At 37.5% G+C, this 24,561-nt stretch carries 22 protein-coding genes; 12 read left to right on the plus strand and 10 right to left on the minus strand.

The window, feature by feature from the left end; all coding sequences use genetic code 11:
- The first annotated feature begins 34 nt into the window (after positions 1-34).
- The 7 genes from ABD000_RS10745 (at position 35) to ABD000_RS10775 (ending at position 9,705) form a co-directional block, all read left to right on the plus strand.
- Positions 35-1,192 carry a homogentisate 1,2-dioxygenase gene (locus ABD000_RS10745; RefSeq protein ID WP_343767220.1) on the plus strand — a complete coding sequence of 386 codons (1,158 nt, stop codon included), beginning with the start codon at positions 35-37 and terminating at the stop codon, positions 1,190-1,192.
- A gap of 111 nt (positions 1,193-1,303) precedes the next feature.
- Complete coding sequence (gene hppD / locus ABD000_RS10750; RefSeq protein ID WP_343767223.1) at positions 1,304-2,467, plus strand: 4-hydroxyphenylpyruvate dioxygenase; 1,164 nt, start codon at positions 1,304-1,306, stop codon at positions 2,465-2,467.
- A gap of 243 nt (positions 2,468-2,710) precedes the next feature.
- Positions 2,711-3,487: a DUF3108 domain-containing protein gene (locus ABD000_RS10755; protein ID WP_343767225.1), complete on the plus strand. Its 777-nt coding sequence runs from the start codon at positions 2,711-2,713 to the stop codon at positions 3,485-3,487.
- Between the two features lie 4 nt (positions 3,488-3,491).
- Entirely contained in the window at positions 3,492-4,445 is a 954-nt protein-coding gene (locus ABD000_RS10760) for a tryptophan 2,3-dioxygenase family protein (RefSeq protein WP_343767228.1), read from the plus strand.
- Between the two features lie 46 nt (positions 4,446-4,491).
- Positions 4,492-5,700 carry a peptidoglycan DD-metalloendopeptidase family protein gene (locus ABD000_RS10765; protein WP_343767232.1) on the plus strand — a complete coding sequence of 403 codons (1,209 nt, stop codon included), beginning with the start codon at positions 4,492-4,494 and terminating at the stop codon, positions 5,698-5,700.
- Positions 5,701-5,889: 189 nt separating this feature from the next.
- The gene (locus tag ABD000_RS10770) at positions 5,890-9,165 is read left to right on the plus strand and encodes a TonB-dependent receptor (RefSeq protein WP_343767234.1); all 3,276 of its coding nucleotides are present in this window, start codon (positions 5,890-5,892) and stop codon (positions 9,163-9,165) included.
- Between the two features lie 96 nt (positions 9,166-9,261).
- Complete coding sequence (locus tag ABD000_RS10775; RefSeq protein WP_343767237.1) at positions 9,262-9,705, plus strand: hypothetical protein; 444 nt, start codon at positions 9,262-9,264, stop codon at positions 9,703-9,705.
- A gap of 54 nt (positions 9,706-9,759) precedes the next feature.
- On the opposite strand, the gene ABD000_RS10780 is transcribed toward ABD000_RS10775, so the two are convergent.
- Entirely contained in the window at positions 9,760-10,830 is a 1,071-nt protein-coding gene (locus ABD000_RS10780; RefSeq protein ID WP_343767242.1) for an endonuclease/exonuclease/phosphatase family protein, read from the minus strand.
- A 122-nt stretch (positions 10,831-10,952) separates the two neighbouring features.
- On the opposite strand from ABD000_RS10780, the gene ABD000_RS10785 reads away from it, so the two are divergent.
- The gene (locus ABD000_RS10785; protein ID WP_343767247.1) at positions 10,953-13,832 is read left to right on the plus strand and encodes a carboxypeptidase-like regulatory domain-containing protein; all 2,880 of its coding nucleotides are present in this window, start codon (positions 10,953-10,955) and stop codon (positions 13,830-13,832) included.
- Between the two features lie 19 nt (positions 13,833-13,851).
- Complete coding sequence (locus tag ABD000_RS10790) at positions 13,852-15,345, plus strand: DUF5689 domain-containing protein (RefSeq protein ID WP_343767252.1); 1,494 nt, start codon at positions 13,852-13,854, stop codon at positions 15,343-15,345.
- Positions 15,346-15,426: 81 nt separating this feature from the next.
- On the opposite strand, the gene hflX is transcribed toward ABD000_RS10790, so the two are convergent.
- Positions 15,427-16,641 (minus strand): GTPase HflX, encoded by a 1,215-nt coding sequence (gene hflX, locus ABD000_RS10795; protein WP_343767256.1) that lies wholly within the window; start codon positions 16,639-16,641, stop codon positions 15,427-15,429.
- An 82-nt stretch (positions 16,642-16,723) separates the two neighbouring features.
- Here hflX and ABD000_RS10800 point away from each other — a divergent pair, with 82 nt between their 5' ends.
- Both ABD000_RS10800 and ABD000_RS10805 read left to right on the plus strand, forming a co-directional pair.
- Positions 16,724-17,689, plus strand: coding sequence for an endonuclease/exonuclease/phosphatase family protein (locus tag ABD000_RS10800; RefSeq protein WP_343767258.1), 966 nt, complete (start codon positions 16,724-16,726; stop codon positions 17,687-17,689).
- Entirely contained in the window at positions 17,679-18,560 is an 882-nt protein-coding gene (locus ABD000_RS10805; RefSeq protein ID WP_343767260.1) for a PorP/SprF family type IX secretion system membrane protein, read from the plus strand. Before ABD000_RS10800 ends, ABD000_RS10805 begins: the two co-directional genes overlap by 11 nt.
- Before the next feature lie 2 nt (positions 18,561-18,562).
- On the opposite strand, the gene ABD000_RS10810 is transcribed toward ABD000_RS10805, so the two are convergent.
- Complete coding sequence (locus ABD000_RS10810) at positions 18,563-18,991, minus strand: hypothetical protein (protein ID WP_343767262.1); 429 nt, start codon at positions 18,989-18,991, stop codon at positions 18,563-18,565.
- A gap of 133 nt (positions 18,992-19,124) precedes the next feature.
- On the opposite strand from ABD000_RS10810, the gene greA reads away from it, so the two are divergent.
- Positions 19,125-19,601 (plus strand): transcription elongation factor GreA, encoded by a 477-nt coding sequence (gene greA / locus ABD000_RS10815; protein ID WP_343767264.1) that lies wholly within the window; start codon positions 19,125-19,127, stop codon positions 19,599-19,601.
- Between the two features lie 64 nt (positions 19,602-19,665).
- On the opposite strand, the gene arsM is transcribed toward greA, so the two are convergent.
- The 7 genes from arsM to ABD000_RS10850 form a co-directional block, all read right to left on the minus strand.
- Complete coding sequence (gene arsM / locus ABD000_RS10820) at positions 19,666-20,634, minus strand: arsenosugar biosynthesis arsenite methyltransferase ArsM (protein ID WP_343767266.1); 969 nt, start codon at positions 20,632-20,634, stop codon at positions 19,666-19,668.
- 1 nt (position 20,635) lies between these two features.
- Entirely contained in the window at positions 20,636-21,451 is an 816-nt protein-coding gene (locus ABD000_RS10825) for a purine-nucleoside phosphorylase (RefSeq protein WP_343767268.1), read from the minus strand.
- The gene (locus tag ABD000_RS10830) at positions 21,451-22,065 is read right to left on the minus strand and encodes a TIGR04282 family arsenosugar biosynthesis glycosyltransferase (protein ID WP_343767271.1); all 615 of its coding nucleotides are present in this window, start codon (positions 22,063-22,065) and stop codon (positions 21,451-21,453) included. Before ABD000_RS10830 ends, ABD000_RS10825 begins: the two co-directional genes overlap by 1 nt.
- A gap of 2 nt (positions 22,066-22,067) precedes the next feature.
- On the minus strand, positions 22,068-22,496 hold the full coding sequence (locus ABD000_RS10835) for a rhodanese-like domain-containing protein (protein ID WP_343767273.1): 429 nt from the start codon (positions 22,494-22,496) through the stop codon (positions 22,068-22,070).
- A gap of 87 nt (positions 22,497-22,583) precedes the next feature.
- Positions 22,584-23,639: an arsenosugar biosynthesis radical SAM (seleno)protein ArsS gene (gene arsS / locus ABD000_RS10840; protein ID WP_343767279.1), complete on the minus strand. Its 1,056-nt coding sequence runs from the start codon at positions 23,637-23,639 to the stop codon at positions 22,584-22,586.
- A gap of 31 nt (positions 23,640-23,670) precedes the next feature.
- A complete protein-coding gene (locus tag ABD000_RS10845) occupies positions 23,671-24,006 on the minus strand; it encodes an arsenosugar biosynthesis-associated peroxidase-like protein (RefSeq protein WP_343767282.1) in 336 nt (111 codons plus the stop codon).
- A 235-nt stretch (positions 24,007-24,241) separates the two neighbouring features.
- On the minus strand, positions 24,242-24,561 hold a 320-nt coding region (locus tag ABD000_RS10850; protein ID WP_343767284.1), incomplete at its 5' end, for a hypothetical protein.

Below are 24,561 nucleotides of genomic sequence, written 5' to 3' on the forward strand. Positions count from 1 at the left end.
AAATTCCGATATTTGTAAGAATCAAACGTCAAATATGCCTTTTTATCATAGCTCAGGGAAAATTCCGCCTAAACGGCACACGCAGTTTAGAAAACCAAATGGTGATTTATACTACGAGCAGTTGTTTGGCACCATAGGTTTTGATGGGATGTATTCCAACATCTACCATGAACATAGACCCACGCAGGTAAAAGAAATAAAAAAGCAGTACAGCGTTAAACCTAAAATTGCTAAGGCGAATAACATCCAGTCCTATAGATTACATGGTTTTAAAATTAAACCGAAAGATGATTATCTGGATAGCCGAAAAATTGTCTTAACCAACACTGATTGTAATATCATTTTAGCCGCTCCTAAAACGTCACAAAAGGAATATTTTTATAAAAATACAGATGCAGATGAACTCCTGTTCATTCATAAAGGCTCCGGAAAACTCCGCACCATGCTGGGTAATCTTGAATTTAAGTACGGCGATTATCTGTTAATCCCCCGAGGAATTATCTATCAAATTGACTTTGATACTCAGGATAACCGGCTGTTTATTGTAGAATCTTACCGGCCCATTTACACGCCAAAACGATATAGAAACTGGTTTGGGCAATTGTTGGAACATTCTCCTTTTTGTGAGCGAGATTTGAGACGACCACAAGAGTTAGAGACGAATGATGAAAAAGGTGACTTTTTGATCAAAGTAAAGAAACAAGGAGACATCTTTGATATGATCTATGCTACGCATCCATTTGATGTGGTAGGCTATGATGGATACAATTATCCGTATGCATTTTCTATTCACGATTTTGAACCTATTACAGGTAGAATTCATCAGCCGCCACCGGTTCATCAAACCTTTGAAACAGACGCTTTTGTGGTATGTAGTTTTGTACCGCGATTGTACGACTATCATCCGTTGAGTATTCCGGCACCTTATAATCATAGTAATATAGATAGTGATGAGGTATTGTACTATGTAGATGGCGATTTTATGAGCCGCAATGACATTGCTGCGGGTCATATCTCGTTGCATCCTGCAGGCATTCCGCATGGGCCACATCCCGGCGCGGTAGAGCGCAGCATAGGCAAGACAAAGACAGATGAACTTGCCGTTATGGTAGATACGTTTAAACCACTTCAATTAACAGAAGAAGCCTTACATATTGCTGATGAGGATTATTATACATCATGGTTGGAATAATGAGCGTAGAACAATTAACAATATCGGTGCACCTAAGGGCAATGTGGTAGTGAAGGCTGAAGATTTTTAGCCCTTATCATATTTAGTACAATCATTTAATAGTAGAACATCATGTCAACCGAAATAAAAAATTTAGAGGATCTTCAAAAAACCAGTTTTGAACTTAAGAAGCTTTTTAAGGAAGCCGAAGACTTTCTACCGCTTCTGGGGACAGATTACGTAGAATTATACGTAGGTAATGCCAAGCAATCAGCGCATTATTATAAAACCGCTTTTGGTTTTCAGTCCGAAGCCTACGCAGGACTTGAAACAGGGATGCAAGACAAAGTATCTTATGTACTAAGACAAGGTAAAATACGACTAGTACTTACTACATCACTAGAAAAAGACGGAGAGATTAATCGCCATATCAATGAACACGGTGATGGTGTAAAAGTCGTGGCATTATGGGTTGAAGATGCCACCAAGGCATTTGAAGAAACAACCAAAAGAGGGGCTAAGCCTTTTATGAATCCCACTAAAGAAGAAGATGAACACGGGCACGTGATACGATCTGGGATTTATACTTATGGGGAGACCGTGCATATATTTGTTGAACGAAAAAATTATCGCGGAGTTTTTCTTCCGGGATTCAAAAAATGGCAATCCCATTACAACCCAACCCATGTTGGACTAAAATATATTGATCACATGGTAGGCAATGTGGGATGGAATGAAATGAACACCTGGTGTAAGTTTTATGCCGAAGTCATGGGCTTTGCCCAAATCATTTCTTTTGATGACAAAGATATTTCTACAGAGTATACCGCACTCATGAGTAAGGTGATGAGCAACGGTAATGGAAGAATCAAATTCCCCATCAATGAACCGGCTGAGGGCGCTAAAAAATCTCAAATTGAAGAATATTTAGACTTTTACAATAGCGCAGGTGTACAACATATTGCCGTAGCGACAGACGATATCATTGCAACGGTTTCACAAATGCGAGATCGCGGCGTAGAATTTCTTTATGTACCAGAGACGTATTATGACGATCTCCTGGAACGGGTAGGACAAATTGAAGAAGATGTTGAGGTACTTAAAGAACATGGGGTTCTCGTAGATCGAGATGAAGAAGGCTACCTGCTACAATTATTTACCAAACCGGTGGTAGATCGACCTACCATGTTTTTTGAAGTGATCCAGCGTAAAGGAGCGCAATCCTTTGGAAAAGGAAACTTTAAAGCACTTTTTGAAGCAATAGAACGTGAACAAAGCAATAGAGGAACGCTGTGAAGATCATTGATACACAAAAAAGATACTGTTAAATAGTACAAATAATTTTATATTATTATGCGCGCATTGTAAATTTATACCATGAGAGATTATTAATTGATTTTTCATAATTTAAGTTTTAGTTGGTTAATAAGAGAAAACCCTTTCATTATTTGATAGGGTTTTTTTCTTTTCTAACTTTGGAATGGGATTTGTAATCTTAAGATTATAATCTTGTCTTTAAACAGACGTAAAATAAGAATAATGAAAAAATTTTTTCTCGTGGTTTTGGCTTTCGCTCCAATACTATCTGCTACCAGAGATGTACCAGAGGCGTATGAGTCAGGAGAGTGGTTTAAATTTAGAATTCACTACGGCTGGTTTAATGCAAGTTATGCTACACTTGAGGTCAAGGATAAAATTTTCAATAATCAACCCGTACACCATGTACTAGGAAAAGGTAAGTCTACAGGTTTACTCGATCTCTTTTTCAAGGTAGATGATCGATATGAAACCTATATTCATAAAGAAACTAATCAGCCCATCAGGTTCATCAGAAAAATTAATGAAGGTGGATATATCAAAAATCGTCAGATTGATTTTGACCATTCTGCTAAAACAGCATTAGTAATAGATAAAAAGCGTAACACTGAAAAAACCTTTACTATAAGCGATAATGTACAAGATATGTTATCAGCTTTTTATTACCTTCGCAACCGTATAGACATAACAAATCTTACAAAAGGGGAAGAACATAATATTAATTTATTCTTTGACGATGAGAATTATGTTTTTAGAACAAAATTCTTAGGAAAGGAAACGATTAAAACAAATTTCGGAAAAATCAAGTGTCTAAAATTTAGACCTTATGTACAAGCCGGAAGGGTTTTTAAAGAACAGGAAAGTGTCACGTTTTATGTGAGTGATGATAAGAATAAAATGCCTGTAAAGATAGAAGCTAAATTAGCTGTTGGTTCCCTTGAAGCAGATTTAATAGGATTTAAAGGACTTAAAAACCCTTTTGTAAAGCAAGTAGACTAATTTCATGGCAATTTCACCAGAAATTGAAGAGCGTATTCACCAACTAGAAGAGAAATTTAGAAATTCTGGTCAGGATATGAGTTCCTATTTAGATGGTCTATTGCACGACCGATACCTTACCTATTGGGACTATATCCATTTAGATACACTTTTAAGTCTGCAAAACCCAAAAACCCCTTTTCCTGATGAGATGATTTTTGTAACCTATCATCAAATCACAGAGTTGTATTTCAAGCTCATTATTCATGAGCAACTACAAATTAAAGATAATCCCCAGTTAAGTGCAGATTTTTTTGCAGAAAAAATCGAACGCATCAATCGCTATTTTAGGGTATTGATTAATTCTTTTGATGTGATGATCAAAGGAATGGAAAGAGCGCAATTCCTAAAATATCGCATGTCCTTATTGCCGGCAAGTGGTTTTCAATCGGCTCAATTTAGAATGATAGAGTTTTATTCGACTCCACTAAACCATCTTGTTCATCCTGATGTGAGAGATGATGTGAAAGAGAAACAAACAGTAGAGGATTTGTATGAGAATATTTACTGGAAAAGAGGAGCTACAGATCTAAAGACAGGAGAAAAAACATTGACCTTAAGACAATTTGAAAAACGATATACGCCCCGTTTTTTACGAATCACGAGACAAGTACAAAACAGCACGATTTATCACAAATATCTCGAACTATCAACAGAAGAACAATCCAATACTCTTTTAGTAGAAGCCTTGCGCAATTTTGATATGAATGCAAACGTTAACTGGTTGCTCATGCATATGGGTGCTGCATATCGCTATCTCAATGATAAAAATAAAGTAGTGGATGCTACCGGCGGAACAAATTGGAAATCCTACTTACCACCAAGTTTTCAGCGAATCTCCTTTTTCCCAAATCTTTGGACAGAAGCTGAAAAACAAACCTGGGGAAAATCCTGGGTTGATGAATTAATAAGTAAATAAAAAAGTACTATAAAATTTGAAGAATTTAGGATGTCTAATACTGCTGATGTGTGTAGTATTTTCTTGTAAAGAAGATGATTTTGAAGATTTAAATGAACACGCGTATGACGTTGAATCTGTCATCGATATCCCAAAGCTTACCGAAGAGTTTGGATTTATTTTAGATCATTACGAAGTAATCAGAGATACCATCAAAAAAGGGGAGACCTTTGGAGTGATTATGGATACTCAAGGCGTTTCCAGTCAGACCGTATTTGAGGTAGTGGAGCAGGTCAAAGAAACGTTTAATCCTGCGCGTTTAAGAGCAGGTAAGCCGTATACTATTTTAAAAAGTAAAGATAGTTTAGCTACAGTTAATGCCTTTATTTACGAAGAGAATAGTTCTGACTATATGGTAATTGACTTTACAGATAAAGTTTGTGCGTATAGTGACTCAAAACCCATTACAATTATAGAGAAATCTGCATCGGGGATAATCGATAATAATCTTTCCAGCACCTTTGACGATTTGGGGTTGAATATTATGGCGGCATATAAACTTTCAGATATCTATGCATGGACCATCAACTTTTTTAAACTTCAAAAAGGAGATCGATTTAAAATTATTTATACTGAAAAATATATCAACGATACCATCAGGATAGGATTTGATGATATTAAAGCTGCTTATTTCGTGCACCATGAAAAGCCTATTTATGCATTTAGATTTCAGGCAGACACAACAACCAATGTGATCGATTATTACGACGATGAAACCAATAACTTAAGGCGCGCGTTTTTAAAAGGACCTCTAAAATTTAATAGAATCTCATCCAGATACAACCTAAAGCGCAGAATCAAATACTATGGATATAAAGTGCGTCCACACAAAGGAACTGATTTTGCAGGTCGTGTGGGGACTCCTATTATGGCAACCGCAGATGGAGTTGTTACAAAGTCAGAATATCGTGGAGGTAACGGGAATTATGTAAAAATTCGTCATAACGGCACCTATGAAACGCAGTACTTACACATGCAAAAACGATTGGTAAAACCTGGAGATTTTGTGCAACAAGGAGATGTTATTGGAACCATTGGGATGACGGGAAACACGGGCGGACCTCATGTGTGCTATCGCTTTTGGAAAAATGGGCGCCAGGTCAATCCATTAACAGAGGATCTACCTGCTTCAGAACCTATGCCAGACAGTATTAAGCCACGCTTTCAAGAATATATACTTCCGATAAAAGATCAATTAGATCAAATTTCATTTTAGCAATTAACTAACAATTTGTTTATAAGTTAGTTAACCAAATAAAAAGAGAAAATTTTATCAAACTATTTTTCTAGTATCTTGTTATTCAAAGAACTAAAAAAAGGTTAAAACTTAACATTAAGGTAATGTTGAGCTTATGCTAAAATGTTTCTTTTGCACAAAAATAAAGCACTATTTAAATTACTACACATGAAACGAATTTTACTCGTATTATTATTCTTTGCAAGCGTTGGAGCGTTTGCTCAAGGTGTAACTACGGCCTCTCTCACGGGTCAGGTTACAGATAACACTGGGGAACCTCTATTGGGTGCCACGGTACAGGCTTTGCACACGCCAACAGGAACTCGATATGGTGTAACAACAGATTTTGATGGATTTTATCGAATGTCGAATATGAGAGTAGGTGGACCTTACACGGTTACGATCACCTACGTTGGCTTTGAAGATTTTATTAGAGAGAATATATATCTTCAATTAGGTGACACAGAACGTATAAATACTCAATTATCTGAAGCTACGAATGCGCTGGATGAAGTTGTTATTTCAGCAACTAGAGATAATGTTTTTGATTCGAACAAAACGGGAACATCTACAAATATTTCTCAAAGAGATATTACAACATTACCAACTGTTTCAAGATCAATTGCAGATTTTGTAAGACTTACTCCGCAAGCTCAAATTAGTGAAGGAGATGATGGCTTCTCTATTTCCTTAGCGGGTCAGAATAATAGATATAATGCAATCTATATTGACGGAGCGGTAAATAATGATGTATTTGGTCTAGCAGGTTCTGGAACTAACGGGGGGCAGACGGGAGTTAATCCTTTTTCAGTAGATGCTATTGAGTCGTTTCAGGTTTCACTTGCTCCGTTTGATGTTAGAATCTCTGGATTTGCGGGAGGTGCAATAAGCGCCATAACGAGAAGTGGTACTAATGAGTGGGAAGGTTCTGTGTATGGATTCCTAAGAAATGAGTCTCTTGCGGGAGAAACACCACCTGATCTAGTTAATGATGGAGATGAAAGAGAAAGATTAGCGGAGTTTAATGCCGAAAATTACGGTGTTCGCATAGGTGGTCCAATCATAAAAGATAAATTATTTCTGTTTGTAAATTATGAGAGAGAGAACAGAGATACTCCTCAACCTTTCAATCTTTCAAATTATAATGGAGATTTAGGACAAATTGCAGATCCTGACAATACAGGACAGACCATATTTGACCTTACAACAGCTCAAAATAACATAACAAGGCTTAGAAATTTTTTAAGTGATACTTACAATTACGATATAGGCTCATTTGATGGAAACCCTCAAACCCTTGAAAGTAACAGGATAGCCACTAAACTAGATTGGAACATCAGCGATGATCATAAATTATCTTTATCATATCGATATACTGATGCAGAAAATTTAGAGGCAAGAAATTCAAATGCCAACGCACTTAGATTTCTTAATGGATCTGAATTGTTTAATAGCACAGTAAACTCTGCTACATTAGAATTGAGTTCTAGTTTTGGCAATAAACTTGCAAATAATTTCATTGTTGGTTATACAGGTGTAAGGGATGATCGAGACCCTCTTGGTAATCCTTTTCCATCTGTATCAATTTCTGACGGGCTTAATCCCTTTGCCGGTCAAGGTATTCAACTTGGAGCAGAAAGATTTTCCACTGCAAACCTATTGAATACAGATGTTCTTACTATCACGAACAATTTTGAAATATATAGTGGTAGACATTCTATTACTATTGGAACGCATAATGAATTCACTTCAGCTAAGAACTTATTTTTTCCAAGTAATTACGGGTATTATGTCTACGACAATATTGATGAATTCATAAATGGTGGAAATCCTTTTGTATATGAGACTGGTTATTCTGTTGCTGATAACAGTAATGCTGTCGGAGATGACTCTTCGGGTGCTGCTGAATTTGACTTTATGCAATTAGGCTTTTACCTACAAGACAATGTTGATATTACTGATAATTTCAAACTATCTGCCGGTTTAAGAATTGATTTTCCCGTATGGGAAGATGGCGTTGCCAATGAGGACTTCAATACAAGAGCTGTAGAAGTTCTTGAGGCTGCTGGTAAAGACTTACAGGGCGCACGAGTTGGAAAGGGTGTAGATACCAAAGCACATATTGCTCCTAGAATTGGCTTTAACTGGGATGTAAAAGGTGATCGAACAACACAGATTAGAGGAGGATTAGGAATTTTTACTTCAAGACTTCCGCTTGTATGGCCTGGGGGAACTTATAACAATAATGGAGGTATAACTGGAGGATTTAGTGATGAGACCAACTTCGATGATCCGATTGTGTTCAATCCTGATGTAAATAATCAGCCTCAACATTTAGATAGCCAATCAGGAGAAGTAGGAGGTAATGTAGATTTATTCGCGCCCGACTTTATGCTTCCGCAGTTAATGAAATATAATATTGCAATTGATCAGAAATTACCATTTTTAGGACTGATTGCATCTGCCGATTTTATTTATAATGATAATCTAACAGCAATTTATTACGAGAACCTCAATATAGGAGAGCCTGTAGCTATCTTAAATGGAGCTGATGATCGGCCAGTATACACAAGGAATCCGGTTGATCCTACCTATAACCGTATTATACTTGGATCAAATACAGGAGCTGGTAGTTCATGGAATGCCTCTTTCACGTTAACGAAACCGATGCAAAACGGATTTGCAGGTAGCTTTACATATTCTTATGGTGAGGCAGAGTCTATATTTGACGGTACATCATCTCAAAATAGTTCTCAATGGAGAAACCTGCAAACTATTAATGGTAAGAACAAACCAGATTTATCCGTTTCAGATTTTGCTCAAGGACACAGAATTTTTAGCAACTTTGGAAAGGAATTTAAGTGGAATGATAATATTAAGACCTATCTAGGTTTTGTATATGAAGGACTAGAAGGTCAACCTTTCTCATATATCTATGAAGGAAGAAGGATATTAAATGATGATTCTAGAGATAATGCCTTAATTTACGTACCGGCTAATTCTTCAGAAATTCAGTTAGTAGATGTCAACGAGAATGGATCTACCAATGATGAATGGGAAGCATTAGATAACTTCATTAGCAACAATGATTATCTAAGTGGTAGAAGAGGCGATTATGCTGAGCGTAACGGGGACCGTCAAAGATGGAGTCACATTGTAGATCTTAAGTTTTTACAAGACTTTAGTCTGAATTTCGCTGAGAAAAAACATACGCTTCAATTATCACTAGATATATTCAACTTTACTAATTTGATAAATAAAGATTGGGGTAAAAGATATGCTCAAATAAATAACTTCTCATTCCTTGAAAATGTATCAAGTAATGGAAGCACAGATCCGGTGTTTATTTTTGATGATAATGCTGATATTGATATTTTAGATGACACTGGTATACAGTCCTCAAGATGGCAAATGCAAGTTGGATTAAGATATATCTTTAACTAAAAAGAAATCAACATTCTATTTTAACCACCTCTCTTTAAGAGGTGGTTTTTTTATGCCCTTGTACTTCCTTACTTTTGCGCTAATAATTAAACTACTATGTATACCGCTCTTAAACACGCTCACTCTGGTTGGGCGTATATTGTACTTATTGTCTTAATTATCGCTACGGCGAATGCCTTTATAGGCTTTGTACGTAAGAGAGAATACCGTCCTACTGATTTTAGACTTGGATTGTTTACGCTAATTGCAACTCATATTCAGTTTTTGATTGCTTTGGTGCTTTGGATAATTTCACCCTTAGGATTAGCCTTATGGCAAAATAACAGCATGAAAGACCTTATGGGTAGTTCTGCCTTACGCCTCTATGCGGTTGAACATCCTATTACGATGATTATTGTGGTTGCTCTGGTAACGATTGGTTATTCTAAGCATAAAAAAAAGTTGACTTCAACCCCAAAACTAAAGACCTTAACGATCTTCTTCAGTATTTCGCTTATCCTCATGTTAAGTAGAATTCCGTGGGCGTCGTGGATTGGATAAAAGTTTTGATATCACCAGAGATGTCCTCATCTCTTCTACCACTATACATACGCGTTAGTTCGCTTCCGCGGAAGCGATTCTCTCTTTAATCAAATAAATATATACAGGAAAGTGATCACTGTATCCGCCTGTCCATCCACCGTTTGCAAAACTTCGGTAAGGATATCCTTTATACCTGCCTGAAGGATTTGCCAGGTAGTTTGGATTAAATATTCCGGCTTTATAAAAGCGGTACGAAGAATAGTCATTTTTTAAAAACGGGTCTGAAATAATCATTTGATCAAACAGATTCCAGCTATCCCGGTACGCAAGTGTTCCTAGTCCTTTGCGATGCATTTTAGCCATGGGATTGTACAATCCCTTGAGGCCTACTTTCTTTTGAGAAGACTGCGCACCAAGAATTCTCTTCACACTATTGTTGGTGGGATCATCATTAAGATCGCCCATGGTGATAATCTTTGCGTATGGATCCTTTGCCTGTATAGAATCTATAAGTTGCTTGTTTAATTTAGCCGCTTTTTCACGTTTGTATCTACTACGCGCTTCACCACCGCTTCTTGAGGGCCAGTGATTTACAATAAAGTGCATCATTTCGCCATCAAGTAATCCAGAAACTAGTAACTGATCTCTTGTGTAAACACGATCTTCGGGGTCTTCAGATTTATAAATTAGTAATTCGTGTTTGCTTTTTTGAACGGGTTTAAAGAGTCTTTTTTGATAAATGAGTGCAACATCAATACCGCGGCGATCGGGAGAATCAAAATGCACGATTCCATAATCTTTTTCAAGTAAGCCGGGTTGATTTATTAGGTCTTCTACGACTTTTCTATTTTCAACTTCGCAAAGCCCTACAATCGCCGGAGTAGTTTTAGTGATATCACGACCAATATCTGCAATAACATTGGCCATGTTAGTTAATTTTTTCTGGTAAATCTCCTCTGTCCAATGATCTTTTCCATCTGGGGTACGATCATCATCAAAAGTGACAGGATCATCAATGGTGTCAAATAAATTTTCAACGTTATAGAACGCAACGGTATTAATGCGATATGTTTTCTTTTCTTGAGCTTGAACTGAAGAAAAACCTATAAAAATCACAAATAATAATGTGTTGATTTTTAGCATTATAAAATTCTATTTTAAGTTTATGTTAACTATTGGGCAAAAGTTGCGCCAAAGGTAAAAAATGAATTTCAAAATTGTACTTTTGCCGCGTTTTAATAATAATTTCTTAAAGTTTACAATTAATGAAGAAAGTTATACGGGGTATACCTTGTATGTTGTGGGTTTTACTACTCTGCTCTTTTTTAGGTTGGTCGCAACAAACCGGCATTAAGGGAAAGGTAGTAGATGCCTTAACCGAAGAGGAGGTACCCGATGTTGAAGTCCGCATCGAGAACAGTGACATTACTGTAGAAACAAACGGGCTTGGCGAGTTCTACATCTCTGGAAGCAAGTTACCACTTGGAGAACAGGTTATCACATTTTCTAAATTAGGATATGAGAGCAAACGCCTAACGATCACAGTTAATCTGGGTAATATTCTGGACCTAGAAATTATTGATCTAAATGTAGATATTAATGATGAATTGTTACAGATAAGCACGATAAGCTTAGCTGATAATCAACTTGATAGTGATGAAGATTTTTCAGCCTACAATGTTTCAGGATTATTACAAGCTTCAAGAGACACCTACTTAAGTGCCGCTGCATTTGATTTTAGTGCTACATTTTTTAGACCAAGAGGTTTGGACAACGCAAATAATAAGGTGTTGATCAACGGTATCGAAATGAATAAGCTTTTCAACGGTAGACCACAGTGGTCAAATTGGGGAGGATTAAATGATATACAGCGTAATCAAGAGTTTACGTTAGGTCTTAAAGCAAATGAGTATACATTTGGTGATGTTGGAGGAACTACAAATATGGTTATGAGTGCCTCACAATATCGTAAAGGGGGGAGAGTTTCTTACGCAGCTTCAGACCGTAGCTATGAAGGCAGAGTAATGGCGTCTTATAACTCTGGATTAATGACAAATGGCTGGGCCTACACGGTTATGGCTTCAAGGAGATTTGGAGAAGAAGGGTTTAAAGAAGGAACTTCATATAATGCCAATTCGTTTTTTGCGTCTGTTGAAAAGAAAATTAATGACGAACACAGTCTAAATTTGACCAGCTTTTATACCCCTAACAGAAGAGGTAGAGCAACAGCCATTACACAAGAAATAGTCGATTTAAAAGGAGTACGGTACAATCCATTTTGGGGATTTCAAGACGGGGATAAAAGAAATGCTAGAATGCGAGAAATTGCAGAGCCTGTATTCATGCTAAATCATTACTGGAATATCACAGATGATATTCGCTTAAATACGAATGTATCCTATCAAACTGGTTTTCAAAGCAACACAAGAATTGATAATGGAGGGACAACGTTAAAAGTGGCGTCAAATGGAGAGGTTGCTTATGAGGGTGGAGCTAGAAATCCAGATCCTGCATATTATCAAAATTTACCGAGTTATTTTTTAAGATTCAATAACGTATCAGCTGTTGACTTCTATAAAGCGTACGTGGCCGAACAAAATTTTAGAAATAACGGTCAAATCAATTGGGATCAGTTTTATCGTGCGAACATTAATAATGCTGCCAATGGCGATAATTCTGTATACATCATTCAAGATGATCGTATAGAAGATGATAAGATCACAGCTAATATGATTTTAAATGCGCGTGTCAATGACGACATTGAAGTTGATGCAAGTGTTTCTTATACCAATTTAATAAGCGAAAATTTTGCACAGGTTGACGACCTTCTAGGTGGAACCGGTTTTTTAGACGTAGATTTTTTCGCTGAAGAAACGGCTGATGTAACCTTAGACGATGCCGCCCAATCCAACCTAAGAACACCTAATCGTATCGTGACCGAAGGTGACCGTTACAAATATAATTATGAGATTGATGCGACAGAAGCAAAAGCTTTTGCTCAAGCTCAATTCAAGTACAGTCTGGTTGATTTTTATGTTGGAGGAAATGTTTCTCAAACCACCTATCAAAGAAATGGTTTGTATGAGAATGGAAACTTTCCCGGTCAGCTCTCTTTTGGAGAAAGCGAAGAATTAGAGTTTACAAACTATGGGGCAAAAGCAGGAGCAACGTACAAGTTGACTGGTCGTCATGTGTTTGATGTAAATGGGGGATATTATACTAAAGCACCTGTCATAAGAAACTCATTTTCTAATGCACGACAAAATAATGCAGTCGTCTCAGGACTGGAAAGTGAGGTAATTACCTCAGGAGATGTGTCGTACATTTATCGCTCACCACTTGTAAAAGCTAGATTGACAGGGTATTACACTACATTTGAAGATCAAACTGAAATAAATTTTTTCTTCACAAACTTTGGTGGTATAGGAACTGGTTTTCTTCAAGAGGTTTTAACCGGAGTAGACCGACAAAATTTTGGAGGTGAACTTGGGATAGAAGCGCAAGTAACCCCTACCATTAAATTAAAGGCAGCTGCAGGTGTAGGACAATTTACGTATACCAGTAATCCCGATGTTTATTATACCACAGATGACCTAACCCAAATTGCAGATGGTGTAGCGCAAATTGAAAATGCAGAAATTCGTTTTGGTGATGGAAAAACGTATCTTAAGGATTACCACATAGCCGGCGGACCAGAACGTGCCTATCAAATTGGATTTGAGTATAGAGATCCAAAATTTTGGTGGATTGGCACTACGTTTAATCATTTTTCCAACGCTTACATAGACCCATCGGCGTTACTACGAACACAGGCAATTGGCTTGGATTTTGATGGATTACCACTAGCTGAATATGATGAAGATGTTGCTAAGCAATTATTGAGACAAGAAGAATTCGAAGCATACTCATTAGTAAATATCGTAGGTGGAAAGTCGTGGCGTATTGATGATTATTTCGTTGGGTTCTTTGCCACGATCAATAATGTATTAGATCAGGAATTTAAGTCTGGTGGATTTGAACAGTCCAGGTCAGGTAATTTTAATGATTTAGTGTTGGAGAACAACCGATCTACACCCGTTTTTGGTAATAGATATTTCTTTGGAAATGGACGAACATATTACCTCAACCTTTACATAAGATTTTAAGAATATTAATAATAGCATAATGAAAACAATTCAATTAAACATAGTAGTAATGGTCGCACTATTCGCACTAGTAACCAGCTGCGTGAAAGACGATGATTATGGTGTACCACCAACTGTAACAGAATTTAGCGAACCAGATCTTGATGGAATCGTGGTAGAAGTAAGTGAAGTGGTAAATGAGCTGTTGCAGGCACAAGATAATCCATCTATTCCTTACGATGACTTTGAAGAAAAAGTGAATTTTGAATTCGAGGGAACTCAAGAGGACCCTGTACAATACATGACAGGATATGTTGTTTCTTCAGATCTAGCCGGCAACTTTTTTGAAGAACTAATCATTCAAGACTTGCCAGAGAATCCAACGGTAGGTATTCGAGTCTTGGTAGATCAAAATCCACTATGGTCTAATTTTGAGTTTGGAAGAAAGGTTTACGTCAACCTACAGGGATTATCTGCCGGGGTCAGCAATGGAGTAATTGCTTTAGGAGTTGAAGGAGCGGGACCATTTTTAGAACAAATACCCGGTGGCCTGGCAGACGGAGAATTTACTCCGGGACTAGAAGAGGCCATCCTTCGTTCACCGGTGGTGGAGGAAATTGTTCCTTTAGATCTTATGGTAAGTGAATTTGCTGATAATAAAACCAATTTATTCATTAGAATCAATAATGTTCAATTTAATAGATTTGATGTGTTGGGTGATGATCCGCTCACGTTTGCTGGTGAACCAACCGATGAATTTGACGGTGAGCGTATCGTAGAGAGCTGCGATGATGCCATGACCACGATTTTAGCAACAAGTACTTTTGCAAAATTTAAATCAGCAACTTTACCAAGTGGGAGTGGAAGTATCAGTGGTGTGTTGACAAAAAATTTCTTCGGGGATGAGTTTAATTTAGCCATGACCTCAATTACAGATTTAAATTTTGATAGTGATGAGCGATGTGATCCTATTGAGATTGTTTTAGCAGATCCTACAAACTGTGACGATACAGATATTGCCGGTAGTGTTTTATTTGCTGAAGATTTTGAAAGTCTTGGAAACTTAAATGATCTTACGGCAGATGGCTGGACTATTGGCAGCGTAGTAGCGAGTTCTGTATCGTATACCTTAGGTAGTTTTGACAATAACTTTTATGCTCAGATTACAGGATTTAATTCTGATGATACCAACATTGATTCTTGGTTAATTACACCCGCCTTAAACCTAAATAACACCTCTGAAGATGAATTAAACCTGGATATACAGGCTAACTTTGATAACGGAGAAATTCTTACCATTTTAGTGTCAACTAATTTTTCTGGAAATATCGCTGAAGCTGATTGGTCTTTGCTTGAAGATGCCAATATTCCACAAGGGCCTAGTGGTACCTTTGGTGACTTTGAAGCGGTAGGACCTATAAATCTTTCTTGTATCGATGGAGATTCAGTTCATATCGCATTTAGATATCAAGGATCAGATCCTTCTGCCACAACGCGATATCATATCGATAATGTAGAAGTTTCAGGAAACTAAGGGAAAATCTTTCTTTTTTCAATAAAAAAGCCGATCCATATGGATCGGCTTTTTGTTTTAAAATATAATGCTATGTGAGAACTATTCAACAGTTTCTTGGTATTCAGGATATAAAAAATGATTATGAGGGAATCGGGTCACATGGATTTCGCGTACCGCATCGTACACTTTTTTACGTAACTCGTCAAAATTCTCCTTGTTCAAGGCAGAAATAAATAAAACACGATCGCCCAATTTATTCATCCAGGTCTTTTGCCATTCTTCTAAAGAGTAATTCGCTGTAGTTCGCTCAATCGTAAGATCTGTTTCATCAAAATCTTCAGCTTTGTACTGATCAATTTTGTTAAACACCATTATGGTTGGTTTATCGGCACTGTTTATTTCATCTAAAATCTTGTTGACAGATGCAATGTGTTCCTCAAAACTCTTATGAGAAATATCAACTACATGAAGCAATAAATCTGCTTCACGTACCTCATCTAAGGTTGATTTAAAAGATTCTACAAGCTGTGTGGGTAGTTTTCGAATAAAACCAACTGTATCACTTAATAAAAAGGGTAGATTTCTAATCACCACTTTTCTTACCGTAGTATCCAGCGTAGCAAAAAGTTTATTCTCAACAAATACATCACTCTTGCTAATGGCATTCATCAGCGTGGATTTTCCCACATTCGTGTAGCCTACAAGAGCAACGCGCACCAAAGCTCCTCTATTGCCCCGCTGGGTAGACATTTGCTTATCAATAGATTTAATTTTCTTTTTAAGCAGGCTTATCTTATCGCGAACGATTCGGCGGTCAGTTTCAATTTCGGTCTCCCCAGGACCCCGCATTCCAATACCCCCACGTTGACGTTCTAAGTGAGTCCATAATCCCACCAAGCGTGGAAGTAAGTACTCATACTGAGCCAGTTCAACCTGTGTGCGGGCATAACTGGTTTGCGCACGTTGTGAAAAAATATCAAGGATGAGATACGTACGGTCAATCACCTTGCACTTTAAAATACGCTCAATATTTTTTTGTTGTGCGGGGGTTAATTCGTCGTCAAAAATGGCTGTGCCTATTTCATGCTCCTCTACAAATTGACGAACCATCTCCATCTTACCAGAACCAATAAACGTCTTGGGATCAGGTCGATCCATCTTTTGCGTAAATCGTTTTAGTACTTCACCACCAGCACTATAGGTAAGAAATTCAAGTTCATCAAGGTACTCAGTAGAGGTTTCTTCATCTTGACTCTGGGTAATTATACCTACCAAAACTGCTTTCTCGTATTCTATATTTTCCTGTTCTAACATGCAAGATTTACTTTAAAGCTAAAATTACGGATTATGTTTGTGATGCATTTTGTATGTTAGACAAAATTAACGCTGTTACTATATGTTATCGCTACTTAAGAAACAGGATCACGTCAAAAATGCGTTCACTATAGCCTTTTATAATCTTGAAAATCTATTTGATACGAACAATGATCCCTATGCGCTTGACGATGACTTCACACCAGATTCACAACGTAACTGGAATAAGAAGCGGTATTATCGTAAATTGAGAAAATTGGCAAGCGTTATTTCTCAAATAGGTGAAACAGAAACAGGACACAGTCCAGATGTAATTGGTGTAGCAGAAGTTGAAAATAAAACGGTCTTGGAGGATCTTTGTAAAGAAAGAGCTTTGGAAAAACTCGCGTATGGAGTGATCCATTTTGACTCGCCTGATGAACGCGGAATTGATGTAGGGCTACTTTATAAAAAGGAAACCGTTCAAATTATTTCTTCGGAAACTATTCCGCTTATGATAGAAAGTACAGAGGGAGTTCGGGATCTTACACGCGACATATTATATGTTCATCTGGCATTAGCGGGAGAAGAGTTACACCTCTTAGTTAATCATTGGCCCAGCCGAAGAGAAGGGGCAACCTCTACAGAATATAAACGTTTGGCTGCCGCTGAAGCAAATCTTCATAAAATTGAAGAAATAAAACAACATTTTCATCATCCAACAATTCTTGTCATGGGTGACTTTAACGATAATCCTGAAAGCCGAAGCTTAAAAACCTTAGAATACGCAGGACTAAAGAACCTCACCAAATCACTTAAAGAAAGACAACGAGGGACTCAAAATTATGAATTTCAGTGGAATTTGTTCGATCAGATATTAATCTCCAAACCTTTAGAAAATAAGTCAAGGCTTACTTATCTTGATGCCGATATTTTTGACCCGCTATTTCTTAAAATTCATCGTGGTAAATTTAAGGGCAATCCATTTAGAACATATGTTGGGAGAAAATATAAGGGAGGATACAGCGATCATTTTCCTGTTTACTTAATTTTACAATGTGAAAAATAGATTTTTCATTTTTTTATGTATTCTGATAGGCTTTATACATAATGGCTTGAGCCAGCAGGATCCTCAATATACGCAGTATATGTACCAGGTGAATCTGGTTAATCCTGCATTTGCAGGCACTTCAGAAAATCTGGGTATAGGGCTCATCAGTCGTATTCAATGGATTGGGTTTGATGATGCTCCTAAAACGGTGAGCCTTGCGATGGAGGGGAGATTAAAAAATCAAGTGGGAGCAGGATTCTCTGTTATATCAGATCATAATGGTCCATTAAGTGAAACCTGGATTAGTACAGACGTATCCTACCATGTACAATTGAGTGAAACTTTTTCTCTTTCGGGAGGAATTAAGCCCGGACTTTCATTTTACAGAGCCGGATTGACCCAACTGGAACTAGTCGAACAAAATGATTTGGCGTTTGGGCAAGATGTAAATACAACCTTTTTCACTCTGGGAGCGGGATTTTTTTTATACAGTGATAACTTTTACCTGGGTGTAGCAGTGCCTAATTTTTTTGAAGCAGATTATTACAGTCTAAAGAGTAATGATCAAGAATTAGAATACGGTAGTGAAGCGCAACATCTTTTTGTTCATTCAAGATACGAATGGCAAATCAATCAAGATGTTATTCTAAAACCATCTTTCTTAGTTAAAACCGCTCTAAACGCACCGTGGAGTTTTGATACGAATCTATCGGTAAACTTATATGGAAAATTCGAACCTGGGATCTCATATCGATATGAAGACGCCATAAGCGGCTTAATCTTATACCATGCGACAGATATCATGCGACTTGGCTTTGCTTACGATTACACTCTTAGCGATATAGAACGACCTTCACTAGAAGCGTTTGTGCTATTCAATTTTCTATAATCTTAATTTGTTATTCTAAGTGTTCCATCCTCATTGTCCAGAACTCTATAACGCAATAAGGGGTATTGCAGGTCAGTTTGTGGACCTCCCGTAACAATATTATAGGCATTTTCATCTTCACAGCCACAGGTTGCTACAATCCCATCTATACTTAACGTAGAACAATTGTTAGGAGCATGATTGGGGTCACTTGCATCATAGGCATCAAATGAGCCATTTCCTCTATTATTTACAATTAACCCTTTGTTGCCGGCTCCAGAAATATATATGGGCTGATTTGGAAATTGCAATGGATTAAATTGAGGCAAGCTAAGGTCAATAAAGACATTTACATTTACATCCAGTAAGAATGGATTATCTGTACGCGCATCGTCACTTTCACAGTTAGAAAAGACTAAAATTAAACTAAACAGAAAAAGAAATTTACGCATCACTTGATATTTTTTGGCCAAGGTAGTACAATTGTTGTGCTTGTTAAAATTTATTATCTTTGCTTGAATCCCGTCGCAAACGCCAATGGGATTTTTTGTGTTTATATGACACGTAAAGTAAAACGATGAAGTTATGAGTAAAGTATCTTATTACACCGCAGAAGGACTAAAAAAATTAAGAGATGAGCTGCAACAGCTCAAAGACATAGAACGCCCCAAAGCCTCAAATGCGATTGCTGAAGCAAGAGATAAAGGTGATTTAAGTGAAAATGCCGAATACGATGCGGCAAAAGAAGCACAGGGAATGCTTGAAATGCGCATTGCTAGACTAGAAGAAACGCTGGCTGGAGCACGTTTAATTGATGAAAGCCAACTGGATACTTCAAAAGTGCTGGTACACAGTACAGTGAAGATTAAAAATAAAACGAATGGCGCAGTAATGTCCTACAAATTAGTTGCTCAGAGTGAGGCCGATTTAAAAACCGGAAAAATATCTGTAGATTCCCCCATAGGAAAAGGATTGCTTGGCAAAAAAGTAGGTGACACGGCACAAATACAAGTGCCTAATGGAACGATGGAGTTTGAGGTGATCGAGATCACCAGGGATTAATTGATTTTAATCGTATAAAAAGAGCGCTTTAATTATTTAAGGCGCTCTTTCTTATTTTGTTCTACTAACAACAGCCACCTCCATCGTAGTGAAATGTAGAGGGACTAATAAAAATATCATCTCTGTTTAATCCGGCTAATGCTCCGGCAGTTTTATCACACACTGCCAGGGGTTGATTTTTTAAGAGTACGTGGCCTAAGTTATCATCAAAAAAATCTTCTTCACCATAATAAATCGCTGCTTTTCCAGTAAAAATACAAGGGCCATCAGCCGGCATAGGATCTTTTATCGCCGCCACTTCAATAGATTCGATATAAATCAACTCATCTGTCGCGTAGTGTTTAGGGTCAAGGATGCGATACGGTTTTCTGGCTCTGATCTCAATGGTCCCAAATCCTGCATCAGTGAGCATTTTGATGTATTCTACTATGGGTATGCTTCCGCTTAGGCACAGCGCTCTTAAACGATCATCGTTTCTCAACGTGTCATTCATTGGTTGTTCACAGGTAGGATCGCTCATGACCAACCTCCCGTGAGGTTTAAGTACGCGATACATTTCTGCTATGGCACGTTTAAGATCTTCGGCTTTGAAGATATTAAACAAACAATTTTGTGCAGCTACATCAATGCTGTCATCTTCTACCGGAAGATTTAAGGCGTCTCCCTTTTTTAGCTCAACAAAAGAAGAGTCGAACCAGGGATTAAGTTCTTCGGCTTCCTTAAAATTTTTCCGCGAAGCGCTTAACATTTCATCCACAACATCTACACCCACGACACCACCTTTTTGACGCGAAAAATAGGCAAATTGCAAAAGTTCCATTCCGCCGCCAACACCAACATAAAGGGTTCTTGGATTGTTCGTTAAATCTCTCGCGTGAACGGTACTACCACAACCGTAGTTCATTTCTTGCATGATACGAGGAATTTTAAGTCCCGGTAATTCCCATACTGGATTTGTTGTGCAGCAAAGGCCAACATCTGGCGTAAGTGCAGCATCTTTGTATAAATCGTGAGTAGCTTCTAAATAGCTCATATTACTGGATGGATTGAATTAATTTCTTGAAAATGGTGGTTAAATTGGGCTCTGCTTTTGCGGCATGAGCGATAATATCTTCAATGTCGACCGGTTTTAAATGATCTGGATCACATTCATCTGTTAATACCGAAATAGCTGAAACCGGTAATTCAAGGTGATTTGCCACAATGACTTCTGGCACCGTGCTCATACCAACAGCATCTGCTCCTATGGTATTAAGGTATCGATACTCTGCTCTGGTTTCTAGTTGAGGTCCTACTACTGATGCGTAAACTCCTTCATGAAGCGTAATATTTTCGACAGTAGCGATTTCTTTGATGGTTTTATTCATTACGGGATCATAAGGAACGCTCATATCGGTAAAGCGTTCTCCCAAGTGTTCGACACCTTTAAAGGCTAAAGGCGATCCACCTTGCAAATTAATGTGGTCATCTATCAACATCAATTCGCCTTTTTTAAAATTGAGATTAATCGCACCTGAAGCATTTGAAACCAATAGCTTTTGAATGCCAAGTTCTTTCATTACCCTTACCGGGTAAGTAATGTCCTGTAGCGTATATCCTTCGTACAAATGAAATCTACCCTGCATGACGACGACTTTTTTGCCAGAGAGAGTTCCATATATTAATTTGCCTTTATGAAACTCAACAGTAGCGGTGGGGAAATGAGGAATGTGATTATAACTTACTTCACTAATGATGTCAATTTCGTTTATAAGTTGACCTAAACCGGTTCCCAGGATAATACCCACTTCAGGTGCTTCAAAACCTTTACTTTTTATGAATGCTGCGGTTTCTTCAATAAATTTTTTCATTAGGATTTTGTAATAAATGTGCTAAATTCTTCTATTCCCTGTAGATCCTCGTAGGTGTCAATATCATTTTTTTGCGACAGTAAAGCTACATCAAGACTGTTCAAATCATATAATGTGTCTTTGAGGACAGTGGAGTCTCCCCAGTCTTTATCTTCAAACACCTGTTTGTAGAGACTTTTCATGCCCAGTAAATAATATCCGCCATCCTCAGCAGGGCCAATCACTACATTGCTGTTTGCCAATTCTCCAAACGCATCGCTTAGATCCTGAGTAGATAAATCGTGCATGTCACTTCCTATGATAATGATTTCTTTGAATCCTTCTTCAAACCCTTCTTTAAATGCACTTTTCATTCGATCGCCAAGATTAGCTCCCTGTTGCTTTTTCTTTGAAAAAATGTCTTCATCCCATCGGTCGTTTTTAATGATATCTTTAGAATAATAGACTTTTTTTGTGACTTCTAATGGCTTGGTGACAGCAACGGTATGATCAAGCAGGGTGGTATACACTTCTAACGCTTTTTCATCTCCAATTTTTTTGGCAAGTCGCGTTTTACACTCTCCCAATATTGGGTTTCGTGTAAAAATAAGCAGCAAACGTTTTTTTGAATTCATAATTAATAAACTTTTTCTGCATTTTTAAGCCAAACTCCCCATATTTTAGAATAGGCATGCACTTTTTCGGTAGCTTCACCACTGGGAGATACCACGGTTTTACCTTGATTTTTCCAGTGGAAGATTCCGCCGTAAAGGTTATACACATTTTCTATTTCCATATCTAATAACTGCTCGCCCACATCTTCAGACCGTACGCCAAGGGAACAGTACAATATAATGGCTTCAGGATTTTTCGGAAGATTACGAATGATCTCTTCGGAAGGTTTTTCGCCAACATAAATAGCAGTTGCGATGTGACTAACATCATATTCAGCCTTGGAACGAGTATCTAACAATACGATATTTTCGGAGGCTAATCGCCATTCTAACTCTTCCGCAGAAATGTATGGAACACTTTCTTTGTTGAGCGAATCGATAAGAATATTCATGGATTGTTGGCTTTGTACAGACCACTGAAAAGCTCCCAAAAGGGTAAGTAGGAGAATTAGTAATATAATGAGGTGTTTATTCATGTATTATGCAACCGTTCCCTGACAACTACTCCCTGCACCCGCGGTACACCCGTAACAATGTTGTGAAATGATAATTTCGCGATTTTGCAGAATCTCTTCATTATAATCGCTAATGTGCTTAACGTTACCATTTACTTTTAGGTTCAACATTTGATTGAAGTCACAATCGTATAACCAGCCATCCCAACTTACTGAAATTGTATTTGTGCACATTACATTAGCTACAGCAGCTGGATTGTAGGCTTCTACTAGAGCATACATGTAATCTTCATAATTTTCAGAAGCAATTAAGTAATCTAAAAACCGGCTAATGGGTAAGTTTGTAATGGCAAATAGATCGTTAAACGATATGCCAAAGTCTTCCATTAAAGCCTTTTTATAATCTTTTTCTAGCAATGCCTGATCTGTAGGTAAAAATGCTCCGGAAGGATTGTAAACAAGATCTAATTTTAAATCAGTTTCTTGCATTCCATAACCCACAGCGTTTAAGTCTTTTAGTGCCTGGATGGATTTATCAAAAACTCCGTCGCCACGCTGCTTATCTGTCTTACCTCTGGTGTAATGAGGAAGTGAGGATACCACATGAATCCCATGATTCTTAAAAAATTGAGGTAAATCGTGATATTTTTTATTGGCTCTTATGATTGTAAGATTGCTACGTACTATGATATCTTTGACACCAATTTTTGTAGCCTCTTCCACAAACCATCTAAAGTTTGGGTTCATTTCTGGAGCGCCACCGGTAAGATCCAAGGTATGTGCTCCAGTTTTTTTGATGACTTCAAGGCATTGCTGCATGGTTTCACGGGTCATGATTTCTTTACGATCAGGACCTGCATCTACGTGACAGTGTTCGCACACCTGATTGCACATATATCCTACATTAATCTGAAGAATCTCAATCCCTTTAGACTTTAGTGGAAACTGATTGGTCTGTTTGATTTTTTCTTTGAATGTAGGCAACTCCCCAGACTGAAAAATCCCATTGCTGAGGATTTCAAGTTGTCTATTGGTGTTTGCGAGATCGTTATTTCTTTTTTTAAGAGAAGTAGTGGCCATAAAACTTTATGTAGTCAACTAGAATAAGCAATTACATGCTTAATTTATCATATTTATTCATCATTTGGACTCCATGAACTAAAGATGCTCCTGCTTCAATCGCAGAAGCAGCATGAACAGCTTCCATCATTTCTTCTTTAGTAACTCCGCGTTGTAATCCATCTTTAGTATACGCATCAATGCAATAAGGACATTTAACAACATGAGAAACGGCTAGTGCGATCAACGATTTTTCTCTTGCAGAAAGCGCACCTTCTTCAAAAACTTTACCGTAATAATCAAAGAATTTTGTACCGAGTTCTTCACTCCAATCTGTGATATTTCCAAACTTGCGAAGATCGGCGGGGTCGTAGTATGATTTTGACATAAAGAATTTTGATTTATTAGTGGTAAAAATAAGCGATTCCTTACAGGATAGCTATTTTTTATTTTGTTTGTTAGTAGCTATTTAATAGTCTTGTTTTTTTTGAAAGAGTATTTCTACTACAAAAAAACCTTCACAAGATGTGAAGGTTTTTTTAATCCCAATAGTAGGTTAAGCGCCCCGTAAATCCCACAAAGGGAATTTAAAATGGGGACTTAGTGCGTCAACAGCAGTTCTATTACAAGCAGTTTCCATCTTGAAACACTGCACAGATTTTAGCTAATGTATTATCTTGGGGAGAACATTCTTTAGCAGGTAAGAACTTACTGCTCGCACCTCTTGTGGTACAGAATTGGGTATTATCGTTGATAGTTATGTTAGAGAAGTCGATGTAGGTATAGGTTTGGTTTACATAATCCTGCTCATCAATCTTAAGCATAAAGGTAGTAGGAGTATCGTTTTTAAATCCCTCTACTAAGTAAAAGAATGAATTATCATCATAATCTTTATAGGCAGATACAGAGGCTACCTCAGAGATGATGGGAGAGAAGTTTGTTT

The sequence above is a fragment of the Gangjinia marincola genome (assembly GCF_039523415.1).
Taxonomy (GTDB): Bacteria; Bacteroidota; Bacteroidia; order Flavobacteriales; family Flavobacteriaceae; genus Gangjinia; species Gangjinia marincola.